Raw genomic sequence first — 25,909 nt, 5'->3', positions numbered from 1 at the left:
TCTGTTCACGCGTTTGCTAAACTTCTGAGATCACGCCAAATTTCCTCTGGTACTTCCACTGGCTTTCCGATGTCAAGAGCGTTATGAAACGGGTTATTAAAACGTTAGTTGTTCTGTGTTGTATTGTTTTGCTCGCTGTTGGCGGGGTGGTTTCTTATGTGCTCTTCGTGCTGGATCCAAATCAGTTTAAACCCCAAATTGAAGCTGTAGCGGCTGAGCAGGGCTACCCCCTGCGAATCACAGGAAACATCGAGTGGCAGTTCTTCCCGGTATTGGGATTGAATCTCGCGGGCATCAACCTTTCAGGTGGCTTGTTGTCAGCAGAGCAGGTGTCTGCGAGTCTCGCTTTAAAACCACTGCTGCAAAAGCGCATCGAAGTACAGTCGGTTGATTTAAAAGGAGTAAGTGCCAATCTGGTCAAAGATGTGTCAGGGGTTGGCAATTGGGAGTCTCTTGGCAAGACGGCTTCGTCAACGCCGCAGCCCAAGCCTTCTTCTGAGCCTACGGTTTCAGAGGGAGGAGAAACCACATCAATTGAGCTCGCCGTTCAGCATGTCAAATTGTCGGACGTCAATCTGGATTATCTCGACGAGCAAGCCGGAAGTCGGGTTCAGGCCAAGGCGCTCAATCTTGCTGTTTCTGGGTTTAATTTGGGGGGGCGGCCGTTTCAATGGCAGCAGGAAGGTCAAGTCGATGTTGACGGCTTGCCGACCATTGAGCTTTCCAGCCGAGGAACTATAACGATTGCGAGCGATTTTTCCAAAATTGACTTGGCAGGTGTTGAAGTAGATGCCCGCAGTGACGCCAACAGTAAAGCTTCGCTGGTCGTTGACGGTTTTGTTGAGCTGGACCCTCTTACCGTCGAAATGAACCTCGTTTTGGCCCCCCTCAACGGGGCAAATTGGGCTAAGGCACTGCATGTTGAGTTGCCTGAGATGTCGAACCCAAAAGCACTGTCTCGGCTTGGCTTGACGACATCCATTTTAGTCGACAGCGAGCAGTACCGACTGCAGCCCTTGCAGCTTGATCTGGACGACACCGCGTTTTCGGGGCACGCCGTGTACCGAGCCGATGGCAGCTTTGTGGTCAACTTGGAGGGAACATCAATAAACCTAGATGATTACCTCGCCCCAGAAGCGCCTGAATCGGCACCTGAAACAGCAGGTGAAACAGGGAACAAATCGCCGACAGCATCGACAGCCGCTGTGGCAGCATCCGACGAGCCAATTGATTTAACAGCATTAAAAGACATCAACGGCAGCCTGAGTACATCTATGGAAAAGGTCATCGTTAAAGGATTAACCGTTACCAATCCACAAATCCAGATGGCTGCAGCCGACGGCCTTATCCAAATCAAGAAGATTATCGCGGATATGTACGATGGCCATATCGATGGGAATGCGCAGCTGGATGCTCGACAGCCTCAGCTCAAAATTACATCAGCAGGAGCGATAGAAACCCTCCAATTGCAACCGTTACTGACAGATCTCGCCGATGAAAAGCGGCTTAGTGGTGGTTTTGAAGGCACTTGGACGTTTAACGCAGCGGGTAAATCAGCGGCACAGCTGCAAGCAGCATCCGTCGCTAACCTGGCATTACAAGCTTCGAGTCTAAGCATTGCTGAGCTCGACATTGAGCGTAACGCCTGCACCCTGGCAGCGCTGGTGAATCAAGAGACGGCACCAGCGCTCACCTGGAAAAACCGCACAGACCTGCAAGACGTCACCGTACAGTTACGCCTGCAGGGCGAAGAGGTTCAAATCCAGAAAATGGCCGCTGGTGTTGAAAATCTCGCTGTTGCCGCAAAGGGAAAATTAAATTACGCAACGGGTAAATTTGAAGTGCCGGTCGATGTCGCGTTCGTCGGTCAAGCGGACCCCGAAAAAGACTGCCAGGTTAGAGATCGCTGGCGTAATCAGCTGTTGCCCTTGCGCTGCAAAGGTAACTTAGACGCTTTTTCAGCGCAGACTTGCCTTCCCGATCGCAAGCGCCTGGACGACTTGTTGCGCGATGAGCTGAAAGACAAGGCAGAAGACAAGCTGCGAGATGTGTTGCAAGACAAGCTCAACTTCGACGAATCCGAAGACCTGGATAATCTCTTAAAAGGCTTGCTGAGACGTTAGTTGATTAAAAATTGGTCTAGCGCAATACGCTTCTGCATGCAAAGGACGCTACAATAGGCTGTCGACAAGTTGCAAAGTAGGTCGTAGCAAGTATGGATGCTCTCGTAATTAACCGCTCACTCACGGTCATCAAAACCGCCCGTCCCCCATTTTTAGTGCTGACGCCAGTTTGTTTATTACCTGGTGTTGCCGCAGCGATATTGGCAGGAGCCGATCTGGATGTTTCACATCTGCTCTTAGTCTTTGTAGGAGCGCTTTGTGCGCACATTAGTGCGAACAGCTTTAACGAATACTTTGATTTTGACTGTGGTCTCGATGAGCGTACCCAACGCACGCCGTTCAGTGGCGGTAGTGGCGCTCTTCCCACGGATCCTGCAGCACTGATCTCTGTGCTCTGGTTTGCCATTGCGACCCTGGCGGTAACCATTGCCGTGGGACTTTACTTTGTCGCATTGAGAGGTCTGCCCCTGATGGCGTTGGGTTTGATTGGTGTGATCACACTGGTGGGGTACTCCCGCTGGATCAATCGCAGCCCCGGACTCTGTCTGATCGCTCCGGGTCTGGCCTTCGGTCCCTTATTTGCTATCGGCACCTATCTCAGTTTGGTACCGTCTGAAGACGTGACTTTGGGCGGTATTCAGGTCGCGTTTTTACTGTCACTGCTGGGATTTTTTCTCTCCAATAACTTGCTGTTGCTGAATCAGTTTCCCGATATTGACGCAGATCGAAGTGTGGGGCGTCGAACGTTTCCTGTCGTGTTTGGCCCCAGAGCTTCGCTACAGGTATACCTACTCTTTTTAATTTCGACCGCGACGGTTATTCTGTTTCTTGTCGCGACAGGAATCCTGTCCTACTACACGTTGGTGGCTTTGGGTCCATTGGTGCTGGGGCTGAGGGTCTATTTGCAGCTTAGGCGTCTGTTGATTGATGACCCTGAGAATTGGCGTCAAGCGATGATTTCCTCTATGGGAATGAACGTTCTTATGGTATTACTCACGCCCGCTATTCATGCCTCCATCGTAATTGTGACGAGTATCCATTGACCTCAGTGCAATCCCAGAAATACCCCGCTACCTTCAGCGATGCCATCCTCCGTTGGGCTCTGCAGTACGGTCGTCACGACCTACCATGGCAGATAGGGCGTACACCCTATCGTGTTTGGGTATCAGAAATCATGCTGCAGCAGACCCAAGTTGCTACCGTGATTCCATACTACGAGCGGTTTATGGCCGAGTTTCCTACGGTGGAAGCCCTTGCCGCTGCTCCCATCGATACAGTCCTACATTTGTGGACGGGCTTGGGCTATTACGCCCGAGCCCGAAATCTGCACCGGTGTGCTCAGATGATTGTCGAGGACTTTGATGGCGAATTTCCGGCCGATGTCGCCAGCCTGTCGGATCTACCTGGCATTGGCCGCTCTACGGCGGGAGCCGTCGCCAGCCTTGGTCACAATTCTTGGGCGCCAATCTTAGACGGCAACGTGAAACGCGTTTTAGCGCGCTATTTTGCAATTGATGGTTGGCCGGGGAAGTCCGACGTCTTGGCAAAGTTATGGCACATTGCAGAAAGCCATACACCGGATGTTGATTACGCCGCTTATAACCAAGCCATGATGGATTTGGGCTCCATGGTTTGTACTCGCAGTCGTCCCCAGTGCAACATCTGCCCAGTGCACGCAGGTTGTCAGGGGCGCAAGAGCGATCCAACACAATACCCAGGTAAAAAGCCTAAGACGAACAAGTCTGTCAAAGTAAGTAAGTGGTTACTTATAAAAGCGGAAGATGGTAAGTGTCTGCTTGAGCAGCGACCTCCCAGCGGACTTTGGGGAGGGCTTTGGGTGTTCCCGGAACTGCCTGAAGACGAGGATGCGATGGCTTACCTACAGCGGCGCTGGCAGATTAAACCGGCTCGTATTGAAACCTTGCAGAAATTTCGCCACACGTTCAGCCATTTCCATTTGGATGTAGAGCCGTTACTGGTTGATGTCGCTTGCCCCACTACAAGCATCGGCGAAGCGGGATACTGCTGGTATCATAGAGCGACGTCAGAGCCTATCGGCTTGGCGGCCCCAGTCGATAGACTATTGAAATCTCTACAGCCTTCGGAACCCTTGTTGCTCTAGTCACGCTGTCTAGGTCAACCCGGATCGGATATCACCACGCAATAGGAATTCCCATGAGTCGAAGTGTATTTTGCCGCAAATACCAACAGCAAATGGATGGGCTGGATAGCCCGCCATTTCCCGGTAAGAAGGGGCAAGACATTTTTGAGACGGTCTCACGCCAGGCCTGGATGGAATGGTTAGAACACCAAACTATGCTGATCAACGAAAAGCATCTCAGCCTGATGGATCCTGAGTCCAGAGCCTATCTCAGCGCGCAAATGGAAGAGTTTTTCGCCGGCGGCGACGTCGACAAAGCCGAAGGCTATGTGCCACCCGAGGAGCAGTAGTCAAAGTGTAACTTACTGCGTAGAGGGGCTTGACTCCGGTGGAATGAGCGGGTTTAATACGCGCCTCCTATCGAGCAGTAAATATCTGATTTACCTGCTTATCTTTAGGCCCGGATAGCTCAGTCGGTAGAGCAGGGGATTGAAAATCCCCGTGTCGGTGGTTCGATTCCGCCTCCGGGCACCATCTCCTAATTCTCTCAGTTTCTCTGACGATATCGGTCCAGCGAAATCACATTATCGGGTAATTGCTCGTGTTTCTGTTCCAGTTGGTCTGTTTTGCCTGACGTTGGAAAGCTGTCTAAGAGTGCGAAAAATTCCTGGATCGGCCAGATATGATCCTTTTTGCTTTTAATTTTGGTTGGTCGGTCTGCGAGCCAGGCGCCGAGGCGATAGCCTGCTCCGGCAATATCACCAATATTCCCATTATTCACATACAGAGAATGTTCAACATCCAGAGCCATTTGGTTCATGGTGCCCTGAACCGAGCGGTCGGTTTGGGTATCGAACTGCAGACGTTGCAGGGCCTGACTGGCCGCATCCATCTGAGATTCGTTTGCCCCGCATTTTAATATCGTATTCATCAGCGAGTCGCAGAACCACCAGTCGAGCCTCGCAAAATCGGGTTTGGTCAAGCAGGGGAGAAAGACGGGAAATCGCGTGGCGTCGTGCACAAAGAGCACGCAGTTACGGCGCTGTAAGGTTAGCAAATTGGCATGCCATTGACCCAGATCATTGTCTGATGGATGGTCATGAAGAAGAAATGGCTGAGCCTTGGTCTCCATTGGCAGTATGCCCTGGTCATCTACCGGAAGTTTGGCGAGGAGCTTTTTCGTGCTGTGAACTGTCAGCATGATGGATCCTTGATTGCAGAGTGGGGAGTAGCTTTCTTTGCAATGAGCAACATTATCAAGAATACCTCCAGCTTTGGCGAATTTGCCGCGAAATTTAACGGAATGTTAATTGTCTCTAACGATGACGATTGTGTAGCATGTCGCTTCTGACATTTAGGGGTTTTTGGCGCCAAAATGTCGATTCATGGATCTTCAGATTTACATAAGGAAAGCCGATGTCTTTAACCATAGGTAACGATAACCCCAATACCGATTTTGGGCCAATTCCCGGAGATTATTCCAGCTACGGTTATGTCTATGACGACGCGACCAATTTGACCTGGGCGCAGTGGGGTGACACCGTGAGTGAATACGGTGATTGGTACTGGCCCGATGAACAGGCTCAGCAGTATTTCCCCGCATCCGAATGGCGTGTGGCGACCGCTTCTGAATTTAATTCTCTCTTAAGTAATTTCGATTTGACCACCTATGAAGGGATGTCTGAAGTCTATGATTACTTTTATGCGTGGGAAAGTTCTGAGTTGGCCGTAGGTTTTGGTACGACAGATACCTATGAGGATGGGGATTCTGCTTTCTTTATGAACCTGGATCCGGATCAGGATTACTATACCCACGATGCCTACTATGTCATTTCATCCACACGTGGACTAGACAGCGGCCTGCCAATTACGACCTGGGGTACTGCGCTCGTAAAGTCTGGTAACGTCAGTGGTTATGATGTCCCTGAATTAGATGGCACGGCGGGAAGTGTAGCGTTGGCATTGGCGATCGGTTTGTTTTTAATTCTAAAAGAGAAGCGTCTGTTTCGTTGATACCAATCGAGCGCCTGGTATGCCTCTTCTGTGAATTGCTTTGTTATTGTTGCGACCCCGAGGACGGGGAGCACCTTGCTCGCTCAGCTTTTAAACTTCCACCCGCAGGTAGTATGTGGAGGCGAGTGGACTGGCCATCTACGGCCATGGCAAAAAATCAGTGGTATATCCCGGGCGTTTGACGGTGATTTTCGAGTACTGAAAGAGAAAAATCGCAGACACTTGCTCGACAACCTGGATGATAAAGTCACCCATTTAGGGTTTCGCGCGCTTTTCCGTTCGTCTGATAAGTGGCTTTTCAATCCGGAGTTTAGTTTAACTAGGATGTATGAGCGGCTTGGCGCCACGTTAAGGTGGCTTGCCGGTCGTCCGGACATTGCCGTGCTCCATTTATGCCGGGATGATCATCTGGCCTGGCTAAGCTCTTACTTGCTATCGCGGGAAACCGGTCGCTATTTTCGAACGGTCTATCCCGATGATTTGAAAGTCTCGATTTCCCCGCGGGAAGCGCTTAAACGAATCCAGTCAAAAGTGAGTCTTGATGCCCGGCTGGCTGAGTTACAGAAAACCAATCCGTACTTGCCGATGACTTACGAAGCGTTGAGTTCACAGATGACCGAATCAATCGGCGATGCCCTGGGGTTTTTAGGACTTTCTAAAGATAACTATTCGATAGACACTGAGTTGCTGCTCAACAAGCAGTCTCAGGGGGCTGTTTCTGATCGTTTTGAAAACTATTTGCAGATAAAAGCCACGCTAGATCGTTGGTGTATACAGTAACTTTATTCATCGTCAAAAGGCTGTATATTGCGGGGAGTCATCGCCGCTGCCGTACCTTCTAATAAATCCATGCCGGGCAGTTGGTTGTGCCGACGGCGATGTTCTGCCTGTGTTTTGGATCTTTCTGTCGTTCGGCGACGGTCTCTGTAGAGTAGATCTCGTTTGCGTCTCTGTTCGGCGGAACTGCGTTGCGACCAGCGAAATCCCAGAGCCCGTTTACGACTTGATGTGGTTTGCGCTTTCCATTTTCGAGCATTAGGGCGGATGATGCTATCTCCTGTGTCGTTCTGACAGACAAGTATATAGAATCATTTTTAAGGATTTGTTTCTGGTTCTTTAGAAAGCTTTACTTTTATGGAGTCAGAATCTACCAGAGCGTGTAATCTGAAGGGCTATTTTCACGCGTTTATTCTAGAGTCGCTGGGGAAATTTCTTTAGGAAATCTGAAAACTGGTGTTCTGCAAAGCAGGGTCGGCCAACCCAATAGCCTTGATAGTAGTCGAATTCAAGGCGTTTAGCTGTGTCAAAGGATTCCCGATTCTCTACGCCAACGGCGATAACTTTGCAGTCGAGGGCGTTCGCCATTGCACGAATGCCGGCGATGATTCGATAGTTGTTGGGCGATTTATTGAGACCAAGAAAAAACTTCTGATCTATTTTCAAATAAGAGCACCCCAGATTGGCGACAAATTCGATAGAGCTGTGACCACTGCCGAAGTCGTCGACAGCAAGCTGGAAGCCAAGTTCCGTGAGAGTGTGCAGGCAGCACTGAGTGGTATTCTCATGTTCTGTCAGATAGTTTTCTGAAATTTCTAAAATTACGTCGTCGTTTGTAAGGTTGTGTTGCTTTATCTCATTGCAGAGGATCGAAATGATCCGTTTATCCCGGCACAGTTTTGCCGGAACATTGAGGGAGAGCTTTAATTCTGGCTCCTGCCGCTTCCACTGGGCAAGTTGTCGCAGTGATTCACCGAAAAGCCATTCGTGAAACTGGCTACAGGCACTGGTCTCCAACACTAATCCGATGATTTCCGTCGGACAAACCCAGTTGTCTCCGTGGTGCCAGCGTACCAGTGCTTCAACGTGGGAGCAGCGTCCGGTCTCAACGGAAAAGATTGGCTGGTATGCAAGGGATAGCGCGTTTTGCGCCAGCGCGTTGGGCAGTGCGTCTGATAGAGTGTTGGTGCGGAGTCTGCGTTTTTCGAGTTCAGGGCTATAAACAGCGATCTGCGCGCGACCTTTCGATTTGCATAAGTATAACGCCAAGTCGGCTTCGCGCATTAACGCTTCATAGGATGTCGCGTGACCGGGAAAACAACTGATACCGATAGAAGGGCTGACGTTCAATTCTATGTCGTTCCAGGGGATCGGCTCGGATATTCCGTGCAACAATTTTTGCCCGACGATTTCTGTCGTGGTTTGATCGGCTTCAGGGAGGAGTATGGCGAACTCGTCACCACCAAGCCGGGCTGCGGAATCCGTTCTGCGTATAACGGAAGAGATCCGACGGGCAATGGTATTGAGAAGGTGGTCTCCTGCGGGATGGCCGTAGGTATCATTGATTTGCTTAAAGTGATCTAGATCCAAATAGATCAACGCAAAGTGACGATTGTACCGCTGACCTTCGCGAAAGGCTTGTTTTAGTCGGTCAACGAATATCGCTCGATTGAGCAGTCCGGTAAGTCCGTCATGTATCGCTTGGGCTTCAATTTGAGATTGAAGATTAAAGGTTTGAAGTGCGTGACTGAGAGCCCGTCGTAATTCTGATCCATCCAATCCATCTTTTACCAGATAGTCCTGAACACCCATTTTCATGAGCTCGGCGACCAGTTTCTCGTCGCCGAATCCTGTACTTACAACGATGGGGAATGGGATGCGTTCATACTGACGATTGAGATCGGCTATCAAATGTTTCGCCGTATTCTGATGTAGATGGTAATCCATCAAGCACACATCAGGTAAGTCGCGTGAGATTTCCTCCCGCGCATCTTCCAAGTTTTGCGCTAGGCAAATTTCCGTAAACTGAGAATCGTCTCCCTCCAGCAGTCGCTGGCAGTGTATGGCGTCAGCAAGATTGTCATCGATAATTAAGAGTCGACAGCTGTCTCTCTGTGAGTCGCTTTCTTGTTCCCTAAGATAAGCTTGATCGAAAGACATGGAAGTTTACAGCTCTAACGTATTGATGGACGGTGTTGGAAGGATCGCGGTATGTAGCCAAAAATCATTAATGTGTTTCGCAAGAAGCGCGTATTTTCGCTCTTCTGTGGGCTTGATCAAAAAGGCATTGGCGCCATAACGGTAGGCTTCGATGACATCTTTTGGTCGCGAACTGGTTGTTAACATCAAGATTGGGAGGTGCTTTAACTGCACATCGTTTTTCAGCTCCCTCAGTAGTAGCAATCCATTTGTGGGCGTAAGGTTAATATCTAAAAGAATCAGATCTGGAAGAGACGTTGAATCCCTTGTAGTTTCTGGCGGGCGTCTTAGAAAAGAAACCGCATCCGCTGACGTTGTAAAAGGCAGTATATCTCCGTCGATAAAACCATCTTCAGAGCAGCGGCTCATTAGCGTTTGGTCTGACAGGCTGTCGTCAATGAGCATCACCTGGGCTCGCTGCATGATACCGCCTCGCTCATTTCAATATTCTCTTTATTTTTAGATGATGATCTGGGTAGGTGTAAGGAAAAGGTTGTACCAAAGCCATCTTTAGCATTTTCAACGGTCACTTTTCCGTTGTGGCGAGTAATGATCTTCGCAACTACGGCTAATCCGATTCCTGTGCCTGTGTATTCATTCTCTCGATGTAGTCTCTTAAATAACCCAAAAATCGTGTGCTTTTGCTCTTCGTCTATGCCAATTCCATTATCTGTAATTGAAATAATGGATTCTTCCGCAGTATCTCTCGCAGAAATTGTCACCAAAGGTGGAATGTCTTGCCGGTGAAATTTTAAAGCGTTTTGAACGATGTTTTGAATTGCAAGGCTGAATTGTGATGAATCCACGTACAGTTCTGGCAAGTTACCCGCAACCTCTACCCTAGCACCGGTATCCTTGATAGCGTGTTGTAGCTGTTCGATGACAGTATTGACAATATCCAAGAGCTGGTGCTTTCCGAACTTTAAGCCATGGCTTCCCACGCGTGACATATCTAAAAGACCATCCACAAGTGATCTCATACGGCGACAAGCTTGGTCAATAAATTGTTTATCTTGATTGGCTCTTTCTGTATTTCCGGATTCCATGTCCTGAATAAAATAATCGCTGAAGGTCTGTAGTGTCCTAAGTGGCTCTTTCAGATCGTGAGCGGCTGTGTAGGCAAACTCTTCCAGCTCTTTATTCGATTGCTCCAATTGTAAAAGTGTATGGCGCAACTTTATTTCATTCGTCTTGCGCTCATGAATATCGGTTAGGCTACCCGCCATCCGCAATGGATTTCCAATTGCATCGCGAGAGGCTGCTCCTGTTCCTCGAAACCAGCGAAAACCTCCATCTTTGGTTCTAAGTCGGTATTCAAGATCGCAGGGTTCACTTCGGTACAAGTGATTGTTCAGACAGACTCTGAGCCGATCGACATCATCGGGATGTACCAGCCGCATAAAATTTTCAAGGGTTGAGGGGAAATCGAGGTTTTTGTAGCCAAGCAGCTCATACAGTCTCGGGCTCCAATAGGCTGCCGATTGCTTTACATCGTGCCAATCCCAGATCGCAGAGCTGGATCCCGCCACCGCAAGATCAAAGCGTTCGTTGACGGACTTTAGTTGTTGCTCTGTCTGTTTGAATTCGGAAATATTCTGGTGAGTAATAATAAATTGTTCAGGGTTGTCGTCGATGTCCCGTATCAGTAATCCGTTCGACTCTAGCCAAACGGTGGATCCATCTTTTGCGCAAAATCGGGATATTCGCTGGAAGTCTTCGCAATCTTTGTTAATTAATGCGGCGAAGTGACGTGTAAATCCTCGAAGGTCTTCGGGGAAGATGACTTTTTGCCAATTGGGTCGAATTCGGTGATAGACGTCGGGACTGTATCCTAGGCAGTGCCAAAAACCGGGGCTGAGCCACTCCTCGCGTTGTGATTTAAGGTTCCAGATCCAAAAGCCGTCGAGAGAATGGTTGTCTAGGAAATTACTGGCTTGGGGGTATTGCCTAATCAGCTGCTTAAGCTGCAAACAGACGTTGTGCTCATCTGCGCAAGTGCTTGATGGCATTGATGCCGTGCTCCACCAATTTTGGTCTTGATTATTTTCGCGACCAAAAGATCTTTAATGTAATAGCTATCAATGAAACGTGGAGGGCTTATCCTCCCATTTTTACTATAGACCTTGGAAAGGCAGATAGAACTCGCCCCTCATATCAATATTGTCTAAAGATAAGATAGATATCGCCCGAAGTGATGTTCAGCGCACTATAGGTGATCTTTGACGACATAGATGGGATGAGTGTCACAGTTGTTTGTGAGCTTTTAAAGCCGACCATTTGGATTCAGTCCTACGACTTAAATGCCTAGATTTCTTTAAGCCGCCTCTGTTTTTTCTTTCTGTATCGGTAGCGTAATTTCAATTTTTCGGTCAAAGCCTTGGGTGCTAGAGATTGCTATTTCTCCATCTGCATTTTGTACGATTTCCATAATTTCTATGATGCCCGCACCCATGCAGTTTTCGAGTACGGCCTCATGTTCCGATGTGGGCTTCTGTAGAATAAGGGTTTTTAAAAGAGCTTCATCACTTTTGGAGTCAATGGTTTTAAACCCAGCGAGATTACGCTCTTTGGATTCTTGTCGCATTCTTCCGTAGTCGACACCAGTTCCGTCATCGCTAAATTGAATTTTGCACGTACCACATTCTAAAATGGAAAGGGCAATATTAATTTCCGCAGTTGGGTCTTTGTGGATAGCTGTACGAAGTTGAGGTGATTCAATACTGCTGACTACAGCGTTTCTTATGAGCTTTACACAGAGCTCTTTGATCAGGCGTTTGCGATCGTCGGGTAGATTGCTCGTATCAACGTCATAAAGATTTAGTTCACATGCCTTGCTGTACCGATTGGCGAGACCTTCTGTTAAGGCTTGGAGCCCTAGAGAAATGACATCTTGGGGGGATGATTCTGGTTGTGTATCGAAAGACAAACTCTCTTGAAAACTTTCATTATCAGGATTCGCAGAAAGATCCATCTCGGCCTGCGTAAAGATATCTTCCAATTCTTCGTCAGACCATAGAATATCGTCGATGGACGTTGCCGTATCTCTTACCAGATTAGCAACATCTTCTTCCAGCCGTAGTAATCGCTCGAGAAAGCTGTTTCGTGTCAGTTCCGCAGCCCTGGATTTAGTTCTTCGAATGGAGCACAAAACCCGGTTGATGTGTTCGTGTAGCTTTTTTATGTCGGCCTGAGAGGCGCCAAGCTGTACTTTTATTTGACCGACAATCGTTTCAGTGACGGAAATAAACTGATCGATATTGTCGGTTTCGGGAATTTCCTCCGGCGTAAAATTTAGCACTGAGGCGGGTAGCTTGTCAGTGTTATTTGAACGGTTATTGACACGATTAGTGGGTTGATCTGCCGATCTTTTTGAATGATGGGCGAAGAAAAAAATCACATAGAAAAATGATGCGGACATCACGGTCACGCTGGCTAATTGCAGAAGGCTGGTGGTTTTCACCTGAGAAGCGGTCGTCTCTTCAATACCCGTCGAGATCTCCTCTAACAAAGCGTTGGTTGTGATGTTAGTAATGTCTGTATTCGCCAGAGTTTGTTGAACAATTTGATCGCCTGAATCAAGTTGTTCGGAGATATAAAAATTGCAAGCAAGCAGAAGCATGCTGGTTGTCAGAAACAGAGCGATTGCGATGGCAACTGGCTTGTACTTGGGAAAGGCGAACTGCATGTAAAACATCTCTATCTAAAGCGTCTTTCTGATCCAATGTCGTCAGAGACAATTACGTTTACAGGCATTCCTTGTGATTGCTGTGCAGGTGCGCATTCTGTTTTCAAGCAGAAGTTTCCTTGCGCGGTAAAACCAAGGCATAGAAATGGCGTTGTTTTCACCGTCTGTATTAATGATGCTCATTCTAATCATTATTTGGCGCGTTTATTTGATGTAGTTCACAATTTGTGGCGAGGGTTTTTGCTAGCGGCACAAGAACTCAATGGATGTTTCAGGTGCCAACAAAAAGATTATGAGGGAACGCCATTTGAAGTGGTTGGCGGAAAGCTTGGGCGCATAAGTTGCGGTTTTTTATAAGCAGAGTGCATAAAAATGGAGAAAGCGCCCTCATTGGGCTTATTTATTATTTACTAAGCGTGTCTTCCAGTTTGTTTAAAGGGGGCTTGGTATTTCTAGAATGTCTATGTCGCTAAATTATTGGAAAAACGCCAGGGCTCTCATTTCAATACTGGCTCGAGGTGGTGCATCCGGTGGGCAGCTGTGGTCATCAAACCCGGTATGAGGTACGCAAAAGGGGTTTCCATCGCGCCATCCCAAGGTGGTAAAGAGAAGTGCTTCTGTAGCGTTCATGTTTGGAAAATAAACCCATCGATGCTTCTCTGAGAAGCGAACCAGCAGCGCTTCGAAACTCCAGTCATCTCCCCCAGTAACATCGAATATTGCATCAGCGACACGAGTATCTGAGCTTTCGAGAGTACGGCTGTCAAGCAGAGCAAGGGGAATGTCTTGGGGTGGTGGCGTCAGTGCGCGCCATATATTGAAATAGCGAAACTCAGAATAGTCCTTTAAGTCTGCGTTATATGTTGCGAGCGCCTGTCTTGCGAAGTGTCTAGCGGTCTCTGCTGTGACGTCATTGTGGATAAAGCGGGCGGGATAAGAATTATTTAAACTGCCGGCTGTCGAGGACCTTTCGGAGAAACGTAGTACCCCTGGGGAATTGCATATTACCAAAGCTGCTTCTGTATGGTGTTGAACAAGTTCGATAATTTCATTGTGATAGCGAGAACCAGTTTCCTCGATATCTTTAAAATTACTGACTTGAGTCGGAGCGTCGATCAGGCAAAAGCCTTCGGCATCTAGCGAGGGAGTTTGCGACAGAGTGCGGCCGTTTTCAATTTGGACTCGGCGGGAATCGAGCTGCAACCGATCACGACTCTTGTCGTTGGCATAAAATTTCGGCCGTTCTTCCATTGGGCCAATATAATTGAGTTCAGCACTAATCGCTTCTTTCATCTTCAGCAGCCTTATTTTTATCTCTATTGTTATTAAATGACTTGTGATAAAAAGTATGTTTTTGAAAAATATACTTTATTTTTCTGTTTATAATAATGATCAAATTAAATTGATAATATCTTCCGATATTGTTATGTGTCAATTGTCATAACGTCTTCTATGTGGCTATCCGCAGGTCTCGTGAGAAGCTGATACAATCATTTCCTTTGTCTTGTTGCCAACTCATGAAGTTTATCCATACCTCCGACTGGCACCTTGGTCGGCAATTTCACGGTGTGTCGCTGCTCGAAGATCAGCGTTTGGCGCTGTCTCAAATCATTCAATATTGTGAACAGGAGCGTGTTGATGCTCTATTGATTGCCGGCGACATCTATGATCGAGCGGTACCTCCGGCGGCAGCCATAGAGCTATTGGATGAAACGCTTACCAGGCTCTGTGATGATCTTGGAATTACCGTGATTGCCATTTCTGGAAATCACGACAGTGCGACTCGACTGAGTTTTGGTTCCCGCCAATTACAGCGAGCTGGCCTACATATTTGTGGCGATTTAACCGAGTGCGGAAAGCCGATCGTACTGTCGAGTGGCGATAGGATTGTGCATGTTTATGCCATGCCATTTTTCGAACCAGCATCCGTTCGCGACGCCTTTGGCGATGAGGTGTCATCTTATGACGAGGCTCATCGCCGGCTATTGCAGGAAATTACACCTTTCTCTGACGCCGCCGATGCCCGGATTTTGGTCAGTCATTGTTTTATAAGTGGTGGCGTTGAATCAGAGTCTGAGCGTCCGCTGACCATCGGCGGAACAGATTCTGTAAGCTATGAACCTCTGTCTGAGTTTGATTATGTCGCGCTTGGGCATCTGCATACGCCTCAATATCGGGGAGCGCCTCATATTCGCTATTCAGGATCTCTGCTGAAATACAGTTTCTCAGAAATGGGTACTGGCAAGGCGGTGACTTTGGTGGAGTTGACGGATTCGGGATCTCCGCTCATACGACAACTGCCCTTGCAGCCGCGACGTGAGCTGCGCATGTTGGAAGGTCCATTAAACGAACTCTTGGCAGCGGCTAGCGGAGATTCTCGCCGAGAGGATTATCTGCAAATACGCCTGACCGATACCCATGCGCTGTTGAATCCTATGGCGAAATTGCGTGAGTACTATCCGAATATACTTCTCTTGGAAAAAACAGGTTTGCAAGCTGCAGAGATGCAGCCTGTGAGTCGGGACGCTCTCCGGCGCCAGGATATAGACATCTTTCGGGATTTTTTTGAGCAAGTCACTGGGCAGCCTCTCAATGATGCTCAGGATTCGGCCGCTCGTGATCTGATCGAAAGTCTTCAAACTCGGCAGGAAAGTCAATGAAACCACGCCGTCTGATACTCCAAGCGTTTGGTCCTTTTGCTGGGCGGGAGGACCTGGACTTTACCCGGTTGGGTGAGGCCCCCTTGTTTTTAATTAATGGACCGACAGGTGCTGGCAAAAGCAGTTTATTGGATGCCATGTGTTTTGCGATTTATGGCCAGACCAGTGGTGCGGATAGAGATCTAACCCGGCTGCGTTCGGATCTTGCAGAGCCGGAAACTGTGGCTGAAATCAGTTTCGAATTTAGTCTCGGTAGGGAAGTCTATCGCGTGCGTCGGGTGCCAGCTCAGGAGCGGGCCAAGGCGCGCGGAGAAGGTACGACGCAGCAAAAACCAGAGGCACAACTTTGGCAGCTTTCTGAAAGTGGCTCAGAAAAATTACTGGTGCCACGCAATGTAAAGGAGGTTGGTGCACGTTTGCAGGAATTGATTGGTTTGGATGTGGATCAATTTCGTCAGGTCATGGTGCTGCCTCAGGGCAAGTTTCGACAGTTGTTGCTCGCCGATTCTCGTGAGCGTGAATCTATTTTTGGACAACTGTTTCAGACATTTCGTTATGAAAAAATCGAACAGGCCTTTCGCGCGCAGGCTCGTGGTATTGAGGAGCAGGTGCGCGAAGTACAAAGTCGGTCAGATGGTATCCTGTCGAGTGTTGATCTGACCGATGAAGCGCAATTAGTGGCGGAGACCGAGCAGTTGCAGTTTCAACATGCTCAAGCTCTAGCGGAGCGGCATTCGGCGTCTCAGGTGTTAGAGCGGCATAACAGCCGTTTAACGCAAGCGTTGGAGTGGCGGCGTCGACATGAGTCCTTGCAGCAGCGTCGAGCAGAGCTGGCTGCGCATCTCGAAAAATCTGACGAATACCAATCTTGGCAAGATCAATTGACGCTTGCTCTACAGGCTGAGTCTTTGCGTCCTGCCTACGAGCGCAGGAATTCGGAACGTCAGAGAACGGAATCCTTAAAACAAAGTATATCTTTGGCGCACAAGGAATCGCTGCAGTGGCAGGCGGCGCTTGAAAAGTCTTCAGTAGCGTTAAATCAGCACTTGGAAAAGCAGACTTATATTGATGAGACTCGAAGAGAATTAGTCTCCCTTCGTGAAGCCGAATCTGATCTGGACGTGTACTTTCGAGAGTGTCAGGTCTTGGAAGAAGACCGGCGGTCAGTTGATAAGCTGCAAGATGCAGAGTTGAGTATTGATGCTCAGCTAAAAGCTCTCGCGAACAACTTTTCTGAAAATCACCATAAACAGCAATCTTTCCGCGAGGCTTTAGCGACCGATATTCATCTGGAGCGAGAGCAGTCACAGTTACAACTTTGTTCTCGGTTACGCGAAAGGTTGGCGGTTTTGTCATCTAGTCTCCACAAAAGTGAAGCGCGTGTGGTTGAGCAGCAAGCTCTAGCGCAGAGTGCGGAATTAGCCTGGGAGGCGAGTCAGAAAAAAGCTCTGCAGGTAGAGCTTGCGTGGCACCAAAGTCAGGCTGCGTTGCTGGCAAAGCAATTGCGGCAAGGCCAGCCATGTCCTGTGTGTGGCAGTTGCGAGCATCCCAGTGTTGCAGCGAGTCAGCAGTTTGGTTCTTTCGTCGAAAAATCCGTTGTAGATGCTAGTCGGAAGCAGGCGGACGCAAACAGGCTTGTTTTGCAAACGGAACGGGAAGCATTGTTGACCTGCCAATCGGAGTGTCAGCGATTCCAGCAAGACATTGACGATGTCACCAAAGAGTTGCGCAGGGAATTTGGTGAATGGATGGGGCTGGATGCTGCAGAGTTTGACGCGCTGTTAGTGACAAATCATACACGTCGAAAAGAGCTTGCAGGCATTCGACAGCAGCTTGAGCGGGCTGAACAAATCGCGCAGCAATGGGAGGTCCAACGAGAGGCGCTCAATACCCAGTTACACCAGCTGCGAAAAGATTTGCAGTCGCGTCGAGAGCTGATGATACAGCGAGAATCAAAAATAGCCGGACTGGAAGAGCGGATTCCGGAGGCGTGGCGTGGCAGTGATAAACTCGCGTTGAGAATCAACGAGCTGCAACAGGCCATTGATGTTTGGGATGGTGAGCTTGCAACACTGAATCAGTCTATCGTTGACCATCGCAGTCTGCATGATCGAGCTCAAGCATCTGTCGATCAACTATCGTCGCAATGTCGTCGTCAAGAAGCGTCTGAGAAAGCGGCCGCGGAAGCCTTTCAACAGCAGCTTGTCGATGAGGCATTTGCTGATGAGTCGACCTTCGTTCAGGCTCTCTGTCGTCGTGAAGACAGGGAACGCTTACAGCAGCAATGTTCAGCTTACGAATATCGACAACAGCAACTCGAAGGTGCGGTCAGCGAGTTGTTGCGTTCGATGGAGGACTATAAAGGCATTGTCGGTGAAGGAGCAGACAAATTTGATATTGATGGTTTGCAAGGATTGGTGCGCCAGGCGAAAGATCAATTAGAGCGTGCAGAACAACATTGGCAGGGGTTGGATCGAAGAGTGGTATCTCTGCAGCGTGTGCAAGAAAAACTGACGGAATTGCATCGCGAACACGAAAGTCTGGAGAAAACCTACGAGGTCTTTGGGACTTTAAGTGAAGTGGCAAATGGGCAGCGCGGTCAGCGTATCAGTTTGCAGCGATTTGTGCTCAGCGTTCTGTTGGATGATGTGTTGATTCAGGCCTCCCAGCGTTTGTCTCGAATGAGTCGAGGTCGTTATCAGTTGTTGCGGCGAAGTGATCGCAGCAAAGGCAATCGAGCTTCTGGCTTGGAGTTAGATGTTGAGGATTTTTATACCGGGCGCAGTCGTCCCGTGGCGACGCTATCCGGCGGGGAATCGTTCCTGGCCGCTCTGTCATTGGCGTTGGGGCTGGCTGATGTGGTGCAAGCCTATGCTGGCGGTGTGCGCTTGGAGACACTTTTTATCGATGAGGGGTTTGGCAGTTTGGATGCGGACTCTCTGGATCTGGCGATGCGAACCCTGATCGAGCTGCAGCAAGATGGTCGAATGGTCGGCATTATTTCCCATGTCAGCGAGCTGAAAGAGCAATTGACTCAGCGCGTGGATGTGATCAGTGATCGCGGTGGCAGCCACATTGTTGTGCGCAGCGATCCAGCGAGTGCAATAGCTGTCAGCGCTACGGTTTGAAATCCCCAGGTCGAATACACAGTTTCTTTATTCGGGAGGCCAGTGTCGTTGGATTGATTCCAAGCAATTCGGCGGCGCCTCCGGCACCGGATACTTTGCCTCGGGATTTTTGCAGCGCGGATAAAATCGCTCGCCGTTGCTGCTCGCGGAGTTGATCTTCAGTCACCAGTGATTTGGGGGGCGCTTCGGAGGTTTTTAAAAGACTCGAACGTGAGGGCTCGCCAAAGGTATCGTCGAAGCGAATCAGATGGTCGCGACAGAGGATAACTTGACGCTCGATCACATTTTCCAGCTCACGTATGTTGCCGGGCCAATGGTAGCGGATGAGCTTATCCAGTTCTGACAGAGATAGGCGTAAGTTGTCTCGGTTAAATCTCTGTCCAGCTTTTTGTAAGAAGTGTTGAGCAAGAAGAGGAATATCCTCTGGCCTTTCTCTTAGTGGGATGGATTTTATGGGAAATACATTTAGCCGAAAATACAGATCCTCTCTAAACAGGCCATCGTGAACTAGAGATTCCAGATCCCTGTTGGTGGCGGCAATGACTCTCACGTCAACGTGGCGAGTTTGAGTCTCGCCAATACGTTCGAACTGTTGCTCTTGGAGAACCCGCAAAAGCTTTCCCTGTAGATGAAGTGGGATTTCTCCCACTTCGTCGAGGAATAGGGTGCCTTCATGAGCCAGTTCAAAGCGACCGGTGCGATCTGAGTTGGCCCCGGTAAATGCGCCGCGACTGTGGCCAAAGAATTCACTTTCAAACAGGTCTCCGGGAATGGCGGCGCAGTTGACCCGAATGAGCGATCGATGTGAGCGCTTACTCTCTTCGTGAATCCCGCGAGCTATGAGCTCTTTGCCCGTTCCGGATTCTCCGTGAATCAGTACGGTAGCGTCTGTTGGGGCGACCATTTGCATCTGCCGCAGGGTATTTTGCAGGGCGGGACTCTTCCCGACAATTTGGTGATTGAGTTCTGAGCTCAGCTCTTCTTGCAGATAGGCATTTTCCATCTCCAGGCGATTTTTCAATCGCTCCACCTCTTCCATGGCCGCTAACAGTTGGCGTCGATCAGCTTTTTTTTCGGTGATGTCACGGAAGATTACGACTGTGCCTATGATTTCATCCTGATCGATGACCGGAGTACTGGTGTATTCCACCGCCAGAGGTTTTCCCTGGCGGGTCCAAAAGGTGTCGTCATCTACCTTGTGAACCGTGCCGTCCCGAAAGGCCGCAAAGATCGGACAATCTTCAGCTCGGTAGTGGCTGCCATCTGCATGGGAATGGTGGACGACTGAGTGCATGTTGCGTCCACTGAGTTCCGCATTGGAATAACCCAGAATGCGTTCCGCTGCAGGATTAACAAAGGTCACCATACCTTGAGCATTGAGTCCGTAGATGCCTTCGCCTGCGGCCTCCAGCAGTAGTCGGTTTTCCCGCTCAAATTCCTGAAAAACCCTGGTCGCTCGGTTCCAGCTTTCCAGGCCCGCTGCGTGGTGTGTGTTGGCGTCGGATTGAGCGCGCAGGGTATCAATTGTGGAAAGGTCCTGTAGGCAAAGATGAATAACCTTGCGCTCTGAGTGGTGATAGTGATTCCCGGAGACTTCGACGCGGACGTCATCAGAGCCGGCGGAGATCGTTAGCTGGTCACTCCAGGCCTCCCCCCGGCTGATGATTTCCTGTGTCAGCAGCAAAAAGGCATTCATCGAGGAGTGAAAAAGCTGGCTTGCGCGCGCCTGTTGGATCTGATGGTTGTCCTGGCCGAGTAGTTTTTGCGCAGCAAGGTTGACCGCGATGATTTCATCATCCTGGGGGCATATGACGATTTGGGCGATTGGGCTCTGCTGAAAGAGGTCGGACATGTCTGCTTCTGCGCAAGAGAGAGGCTTTTACGATATCTCATGTATTTGATTATGAAAAATCATAAATAACGAAATTTCGTGATTTTGATTTAGAGGATTCACACCTTCTCGGTGTCGCCTATCGTGTCTACAGACGCTGGCAGCCGTGTGATTGCGGCATTTCTAGGGTTGGCATTTAGGCTGGCACTGGCTTTGCTCTATGAATATTGATCAACGTAACCGAGTGTTTTACCCATCAGTTAATGACATCAAAAGGAGCATGAAATGGATAAAGTGACCATGACAGAAACCATTATCGCAGCGAAATTGGCGAGGGATTTGACCTGGGAAAAAATGGGTGCAGATCTGGACATGTCGCCGGTTTGGTTGACGTCTGCTTGTTTGGGAATGAATAGCGCTCCGACAGAAAAAGCCGAGGCGATCGCCGCCTATTTAGAGTTAGAGCCTGACGTCGCCCAAGCTTTGGCTGCCTTTCCCACAAAGATATGGGATCAGACGGTACCAACCGATCCTCTCATTTACCGTTTGTATGAAATCGTTGGTGTCTACGGCGAGACTCTCAAGGAAGTGATACAAGAAAAGTTTGGCGATGGAATCATGAGCGCGATCGATTTTTCAATGGAGGTCGACAAAATCGAAGATCCCAAAGGCGATCGAGTATTGCTCACAATGAATGGTAAGTTCTTGCCCTACAAGTCCTGGTAGCCGTTTGCTGGTCAGCGGTGCACTGGTGCCGCTGATCATTGAGGTCTATTCAAGACACTATGATAAAACGATAAAGGAAACCACAATGACTCAAGAGATTCCTCAGGAGCGCCCTCCGCTACCACCCTTTTCATATGAGGATGCGGTGCTTAAAGTTCGTAAAGCCGAAGATGCCTGGAATGGTAAAAACCCGGAAGCGATCTCCATGGCATACACGGAAGACTCACGTTGGCGTAATCGGTCCGAATTTGTTCACGGAAGGGCTGAGATCGTCGCATTCCTGCAGCGAAAGTTTGCTGCCGAATTGGAGTATCGTCTAATCAAAGAAATTTGGGCGTTTAGCGAAAACCGGATTGCCGTGCGGTTTGCTTACGAATGGCATAATGCTGCCGGTGATTGGTTTCGATCCTATGGAAATGAGAACTGGCAGTTTACGTCTCAAGGATTGATGGCAGAGCGTCACGCCAGCATCAACGATGTCGCCATTGCTGAGTCTGAGCGAAAATTTCGCTGGGAAAGTTCGCTCAGGCCCAATGACTATCCGGGGTTAACGGAATTGGGGTTGTAAGCAGCGACCGTTGTTATGGCTCAAAACTTCATTGCAACGCCAACATTGATGACGGGCCACCAGTCGTAATCTTGCAGGTCTTCTTCTAAGTCATCGAGTTCGGCTTGGATATCGTCGTCAATTGAGGCGCAGGCGGCGGGATCGATACAGGTGTAGTCAACAGAGACATCGGGCGAGCCGGTATGGATGAAACCCAGGTCGAAAACAAAGCTGAAGCGACCCTCGCCGACGGCATTGCCCCAGCCAAGTCCCAGGTAGGGGGCGAAGTCGTCGATCTCGGCATCGACACTAACATCGGCAAGATCGGATGCCTGGTATACTGTGTCGTTAATGGTGTAGGTGCCTTCTACGGGTTCGCCGTCGCCACCAAGCCGACCGTCAAAAAAGTGGAAGAGGCCTGCGCTCACTCGCCAACCACCACCAAAAGGGTGCCAGTCGAGCATAACGGAAGCGCTGCTCATCTCCAGTTCGGCGTCATAAGTCACTTCAGTTTCTTCATAGTCATCACTGTATTCCAGTGCGTTATAACCCGCCCTTACGTTAAATCGATCGGCGAGAGGGAAGGTTAACTCGAGACTGGCACCGGTAGTGCCGGCTTTCACACCGACGCCAACGTCAGCCTCAGCGACAGGAACGGCGAGTATGGCAGGGACGAGAAGGTATCTAAATTTCATGGGTGTGGCCCTAAATTAACGACGACTGGCTATGACAGTCTTTGATGATTGAGTTGCGGTGGCAACTGCACTTTATTTACTCTAGCAAAGATCGTCTGATAAAAGTTGATCATTCGTAGAAAGTCGAAAGGGTGTGTATGCCTGCTGTCGTGTATTGGATTAGAGACCTGCTATGAAGTTTCCTCGTTTTGAACAGAATACGCTGGAGAAGGTCTCCAAGGAGGCGTTCGATACCCGTGAGCCTAAGCTCCAGGTTGATTTACTGCGAGTGCAAAGGGAGAGTCGCGCTCGTGGCCTGCCAATCATCATTCTTGTCTCTGGCGTTGAAGCGTCAGGAAAAAGTGAAGTCGTCAATCGACTGAGCAAATGGTTGGATATGCGTAACGTTCGCACCGTTTCGTTCTGGGATGAGTCTGACGAAGAGAGGTTTCGCCCGCATTTTTGGCGTTTCTGGCGGCATATGCCTGGTCGCGGCAACATCGTCATTATGTTCGGTTCCTGGTATACCGACGCCATTTTGCATCGAGCCCTGGAAGACGATGTTCCTCAGCGCCGGCGGGACGATGTGGATGCCCAGTGCCATCAAATAAATCGTTTGGAAAAACTGTTAACCGATGATGGCTACTTACTCATAAAGTTCTGGTTTCATATTTCTGCCAAGGAGCAAGCCCGTCGCATCGAGAAAAAAGCTCGCAAGGGTCGTTTGCTGTCGCCCTATGAGTCTCAGTTGGTTGGCAAATACGATCGAGTTCATGCCTCTGCGCATCGTGTCATTGAGCATACGGATACTGCGTACGCACCGTGGATGGTGATTCCTGCGTCGCAACCGCGCAGTCGAGACTTGCGAGCGGGAGAATGTTTGTTGGCCGCCATGCAGAACGCTTGCTCGGCAGCCACAGATATTCTGACTGCGCCCTCGATCAATCCACCGCAGGTTCGGCTTGCCAATATCAGTCAACAGCAGCTCGTCAGTGAAGACAAGTATTCTACAAAGCTCAAGACGTGGCAGCGGCGGGTGCACGATCAGCACTGGCGGCGGTGGGAGAAAAAGCAATCGACAGTACTGGTTTTTGAGGGGTGGGACGCCGCTGGAAAAGGTGGAGCTATCCGTCGTCTTACTTCCGCAATGGATGCGAGGCTGTTTCGTGTTATACCGATAGCGGCACCGTCAGATGAAGAGTTAAACCATCATTATTTATGGCGCTTTTGGCGTCTGATACCGAGAGACGGTTATTGCACCATTTATGACAGATCTTGGTATGGCCGTGTTCTTGTCGAGCGTGTTGAGCAGCTGACCCCGCGAGAACGCTGGCAAAATGCTTATCAGGAGATCAATGCGTTTGAAAAGCAATTGACAGATCACGGTGTTCGACTGCTGAAGTTTTGGCTGCATATTACGCCAGAAGAACAATTATCCCGTTTTCATGAACGGGAAAATGTCGACTATAAGCGACACAAAATAACCGATGAAGATTGGCGTAATCGGGATCGTTGGGATGACTATTGGCAAGCCGCTGAGGAGATGTTTGCCAATACTGATACTGAGAACGCGCCGTGGCACATTGTACCTGCGAACGATAAGCGCAGCGCTAGAATTCAGGTGCTGAAGACCGTAAGTCGCGCGATGAAACAGGATTTGAAGCGTTGAGTTAGAGTTATCGACTGAACTGCGTGCGATTGTGCCCGTTGGCCTTTGCGTAGTACAACGCTTCTTCCGCCAGTCCGAGCATTTGCCTGGCTCCGTCATTTCCCGTCAACAGCGCGGAGGTGGCTATTCCGGCGGAGAGGGTTACCACACTGGATACTAGCGATTTTCCGTGGCTAATGGCGCGCTCCTCAACTCGAAGGCGAGCCTGATCCGCAATTAAAACTGCGCCTTCCAAGTGTGTATCCGGCAGCAGGATTGCGATTTGAGCGCCATGGTAGCGGGCAATAAAGTCATTGGTTCGAGTGGCGACCTTAGCAAGTTCTTCAGCGACGTTTACCAGGCATTCGTCACCGGCCTCTTCGCCGTAGGACTGATTGAATGCCGTGAAGTAATCAATGTCTATTAGCAGAAGCGCGAAACTGGTTCCATTGCGTTTCCACCGCGCCCATTCCTGATGCAGGCGTTCGTCGAAGGTTTCGCGTTTGAACAGTCCGGTCAGAGTGTCGGTTTGCGAGAGGCGACTGAAGTTCTCCTGACTCTGGCGCAGCTGGCGCTCTTTGTCGGCGATGATCGCTTGCAGCTGCCACTGATCAGAAATATCTCGCATGGTTCCGGCAAGCTCGGTTACCCGTCCTGAATCATCTTGTTTTGATATTCCAACGGTGAATTCCATCGTTCGCCAATAGCCGCCTCGGTGCTGTAGGCGTTGTGTGAAGGTGGTTGATGTTTGCTGAGCAGTAACCAGGGCTGACAGTTCTTCTTTGCCACTGTTTAGCTGCTCTGGATCAACCCATTGCCACCAGCTTTCAATATTTGATGGAAGCTCACCTGCATGAAAGCCAAGTAGCTCTGCCCAGGTTCCGTCATAGCTAAAAATATCGTTTTCAGGTTGCCACATCCAGACGCCGAGACCGTTTAAATTAAGCAGTTTCTGAATAGATGTTTCTGGCAGTCTGCTGGCCGCATCCACATTGGCATAAAAAACGCTATAGATCGCTTCAATGTCACCTGACGCATTTCTTTGTAGAAACTGATCGCAGATTAGCGGCTCATCGACATCTTTTAGCTGAGCGTTAAATCGATGGCGGGAGACAAGTCTGTTGGTTTCCAGGGACTGCCATTGGCACAAGTAATCCAACTGGCCTTCTGGTGTCATTAAATCGAGCAGCGATTGAGGATTCCCAGCATCATTTTTGGTTGGCTTTTTTGATCTGTTAGCGCCCGGTACTCGATAGGCGTCACTGATAAACCGAATGATTCGGCAGCGGTCATCAAAGGCTTCATGCACGCACAGCAGCGGCTGCTGGTCATCTTGACCAACAAACGCGTCGCTGCAGATCTCCAGAGAGTAATCTGCCGCAGCTAGCTCTTTTTTGTGTGCTGAATTTGACAAGTAACCTTTGCGCCAAATAGGGGTTTCTTTGAGGATGGCACAAAATCAGCGGGTTGCAAATTAAGGGGCTGGGGTGGCCTGGAGATTGCTCTTAGCAGGAGATTTGGATATTTCAGTCGTTTTTCACAATCTAAAGAAAAAAACAGGTGTTTGTAAACAGGAAAGATGTGCTAACCCACTGGATGGGGCGGCGACCGTTCACCTTTTAAGTTCAAACGTAAAGGGGTATTCTTGCCTGATGAACTACTTTCGTACAGTTCATCTTAAAGACCACCGTTGAGCGTTCGCAGTGCCTTGGGCAGCAGACGTTTAGTTCAGCGGGGTTTGAGGGTTAAGCCAATAACAATAACATAGCAGTAAGCTGACTAAATTGGCCAACACAG

The 25,909-nt window shown here is 49.3% G+C and carries 20 protein-coding genes and 1 tRNA gene; 12 read left to right on the top strand and 9 right to left on the bottom strand.

The window, feature by feature from the left end:
• Nucleotides 1-83: 83 nt before the first annotated feature.
• From ACXAFR_RS13795 to ACXAFR_RS13775, 5 genes are all read left to right on the top strand, one after another.
• The gene (locus ACXAFR_RS13795) at nt 84-2,123 is read left to right on the top strand and encodes an AsmA family protein (RefSeq protein WP_475177838.1); all 2,040 of its coding nucleotides are present in this window, start codon (nt 84-86) and stop codon (nt 2,121-2,123) included.
• 92 nt (nt 2,124-2,215) lie between these two features.
• Nucleotides 2,216-3,166, top strand: a complete 951-nt coding sequence (locus ACXAFR_RS13790; protein ID WP_475177835.1) for a prenyltransferase — start codon at nt 2,216-2,218, stop codon at nt 3,164-3,166.
• 5 nt (nt 3,167-3,171) lie between these two features.
• Complete coding sequence (gene mutY / locus ACXAFR_RS13785; protein ID WP_475178375.1) at nt 3,172-4,245, top strand: A/G-specific adenine glycosylase; 1,074 nt, start codon at nt 3,172-3,174, stop codon at nt 4,243-4,245.
• A 53-nt stretch (nt 4,246-4,298) separates the two neighbouring features.
• Nucleotides 4,299-4,574: an oxidative damage protection protein gene (locus tag ACXAFR_RS13780; RefSeq protein ID WP_475177833.1), complete on the top strand. Its 276-nt coding sequence runs from the start codon at nt 4,299-4,301 to the stop codon at nt 4,572-4,574.
• A 108-nt stretch (nt 4,575-4,682) separates the two neighbouring features.
• Nucleotides 4,683-4,758: transfer RNA gene (locus ACXAFR_RS13775), tRNA-Phe, on the top strand.
• 13 nt (nt 4,759-4,771) lie between these two features.
• On the opposite strand, the gene ACXAFR_RS13770 is transcribed toward ACXAFR_RS13775, so the two are convergent.
• Nucleotides 4,772-5,425, bottom strand: a complete 654-nt coding sequence (locus ACXAFR_RS13770) for a DUF6933 domain-containing protein (protein WP_475177831.1) — start codon at nt 5,423-5,425, stop codon at nt 4,772-4,774.
• A 215-nt stretch (nt 5,426-5,640) separates the two neighbouring features.
• Here ACXAFR_RS13770 and ACXAFR_RS13765 point away from each other — a divergent pair, with 215 nt between their 5' ends.
• Together ACXAFR_RS13765 and ACXAFR_RS13760 are read left to right on the top strand one after the other, a co-directional pair.
• The gene (locus ACXAFR_RS13765; RefSeq protein ID WP_475177828.1) at nt 5,641-6,237 is read left to right on the top strand and encodes a hypothetical protein; all 597 of its coding nucleotides are present in this window, start codon (nt 5,641-5,643) and stop codon (nt 6,235-6,237) included.
• A gap of 30 nt (nt 6,238-6,267) precedes the next feature.
• The gene (locus ACXAFR_RS13760) at nt 6,268-7,017 is read left to right on the top strand and encodes a sulfotransferase (protein ID WP_475177826.1); all 750 of its coding nucleotides are present in this window, start codon (nt 6,268-6,270) and stop codon (nt 7,015-7,017) included.
• Between the two features lie 411 nt (nt 7,018-7,428).
• Here the strand turns inward: ACXAFR_RS13760 and ACXAFR_RS13755 are convergent, their stop codons facing one another.
• The 5 genes from ACXAFR_RS13755 to ACXAFR_RS13735 all read right to left on the bottom strand — a co-directional run bounded on the left by ACXAFR_RS13755 (nt 7,429) and on the right by ACXAFR_RS13735 (nt 14,191).
• A complete protein-coding gene (locus ACXAFR_RS13755) occupies nt 7,429-9,174 on the bottom strand; it encodes a putative bifunctional diguanylate cyclase/phosphodiesterase (RefSeq protein WP_475177825.1) in 1,746 nt (581 codons plus the stop codon).
• Between the two features lie 6 nt (nt 9,175-9,180).
• Entirely contained in the window at nt 9,181-9,636 is a 456-nt protein-coding gene (locus tag ACXAFR_RS13750; RefSeq protein WP_475177822.1) for a response regulator, read from the bottom strand.
• Nucleotides 9,618-11,222, bottom strand: coding sequence for a PAS domain-containing sensor histidine kinase (locus ACXAFR_RS13745; protein WP_475177819.1), 1,605 nt, complete (start codon nt 11,220-11,222; stop codon nt 9,618-9,620). The genes ACXAFR_RS13750 and ACXAFR_RS13745 overlap by 19 nt, the downstream gene beginning before the upstream one ends.
• A gap of 305 nt (nt 11,223-11,527) precedes the next feature.
• Nucleotides 11,528-12,832, bottom strand: a complete 1,305-nt coding sequence (locus tag ACXAFR_RS13740; RefSeq protein ID WP_475177817.1) for an ATP-binding protein — start codon at nt 12,830-12,832, stop codon at nt 11,528-11,530.
• Between the two features lie 540 nt (nt 12,833-13,372).
• On the bottom strand, nt 13,373-14,191 hold the full coding sequence (locus tag ACXAFR_RS13735; RefSeq protein WP_475177815.1) for a CmcJ/NvfI family oxidoreductase: 819 nt from the start codon (nt 14,189-14,191) through the stop codon (nt 13,373-13,375).
• A gap of 224 nt (nt 14,192-14,415) precedes the next feature.
• Here ACXAFR_RS13735 and ACXAFR_RS13730 point away from each other — a divergent pair, with 224 nt between their 5' ends.
• Entirely contained in the window at nt 14,416-15,558 is a 1,143-nt protein-coding gene (locus tag ACXAFR_RS13730; RefSeq protein ID WP_475177813.1) for an exonuclease SbcCD subunit D, read from the top strand.
• Entirely contained in the window at nt 15,555-18,686 is a 3,132-nt protein-coding gene (locus ACXAFR_RS13725; protein ID WP_475177810.1) for an AAA family ATPase, read from the top strand. Before ACXAFR_RS13730 ends, ACXAFR_RS13725 begins: the two co-directional genes overlap by 4 nt.
• Here ACXAFR_RS13725 and ACXAFR_RS13720 read toward each other — a convergent pair.
• Nucleotides 18,676-20,538 carry a sigma 54-interacting transcriptional regulator gene (locus tag ACXAFR_RS13720; protein WP_475177808.1) on the bottom strand — a complete coding sequence of 621 codons (1,863 nt, stop codon included), beginning with the start codon at nt 20,536-20,538 and terminating at the stop codon, nt 18,676-18,678. The two genes, ACXAFR_RS13725 and ACXAFR_RS13720, sit on opposite strands and share 11 nt — an antisense overlap.
• A 264-nt stretch (nt 20,539-20,802) precedes the next feature.
• Here ACXAFR_RS13720 and cynS point away from each other — a divergent pair, with 264 nt between their 5' ends.
• Together cynS and ACXAFR_RS13710 are read left to right on the top strand one after the other, a co-directional pair.
• The gene (cynS, locus tag ACXAFR_RS13715; RefSeq protein ID WP_475177806.1) at nt 20,803-21,243 is read left to right on the top strand and encodes a cyanase; all 441 of its coding nucleotides are present in this window, start codon (nt 20,803-20,805) and stop codon (nt 21,241-21,243) included.
• An 85-nt stretch (nt 21,244-21,328) separates the two neighbouring features.
• Nucleotides 21,329-21,811 (top strand): nuclear transport factor 2 family protein, encoded by a 483-nt coding sequence (locus ACXAFR_RS13710; protein WP_475177803.1) that lies wholly within the window; start codon nt 21,329-21,331, stop codon nt 21,809-21,811.
• Nucleotides 21,812-21,831: 20 nt separating this feature from the next.
• Here the strand turns inward: ACXAFR_RS13710 and ACXAFR_RS13705 are convergent, their stop codons facing one another.
• Complete coding sequence (locus tag ACXAFR_RS13705) at nt 21,832-22,485, bottom strand: hypothetical protein (RefSeq protein ID WP_475177800.1); 654 nt, start codon at nt 22,483-22,485, stop codon at nt 21,832-21,834.
• 172 nt (nt 22,486-22,657) lie between these two features.
• Here ACXAFR_RS13705 and pap point away from each other — a divergent pair, with 172 nt between their 5' ends.
• Nucleotides 22,658-24,133 carry a polyphosphate:AMP phosphotransferase gene (gene pap / locus ACXAFR_RS13700; RefSeq protein WP_475177798.1) on the top strand — a complete coding sequence of 492 codons (1,476 nt, stop codon included), beginning with the start codon at nt 22,658-22,660 and terminating at the stop codon, nt 24,131-24,133.
• Nucleotides 24,134-24,140: 7 nt separating this feature from the next.
• On the opposite strand, the gene ACXAFR_RS13695 is transcribed toward pap, so the two are convergent.
• Nucleotides 24,141-25,526, bottom strand: coding sequence for a sensor domain-containing diguanylate cyclase (locus tag ACXAFR_RS13695; protein ID WP_475177795.1), 1,386 nt, complete (start codon nt 25,524-25,526; stop codon nt 24,141-24,143).
• Between the last annotated feature and the right edge of the window lie 383 nt (nt 25,527-25,909).

The organism is Pseudomaricurvus sp. ABR4_320, from assembly GCF_056159445.1.
This window is presented reverse-complemented; position numbering and strand designations above follow the sequence as displayed.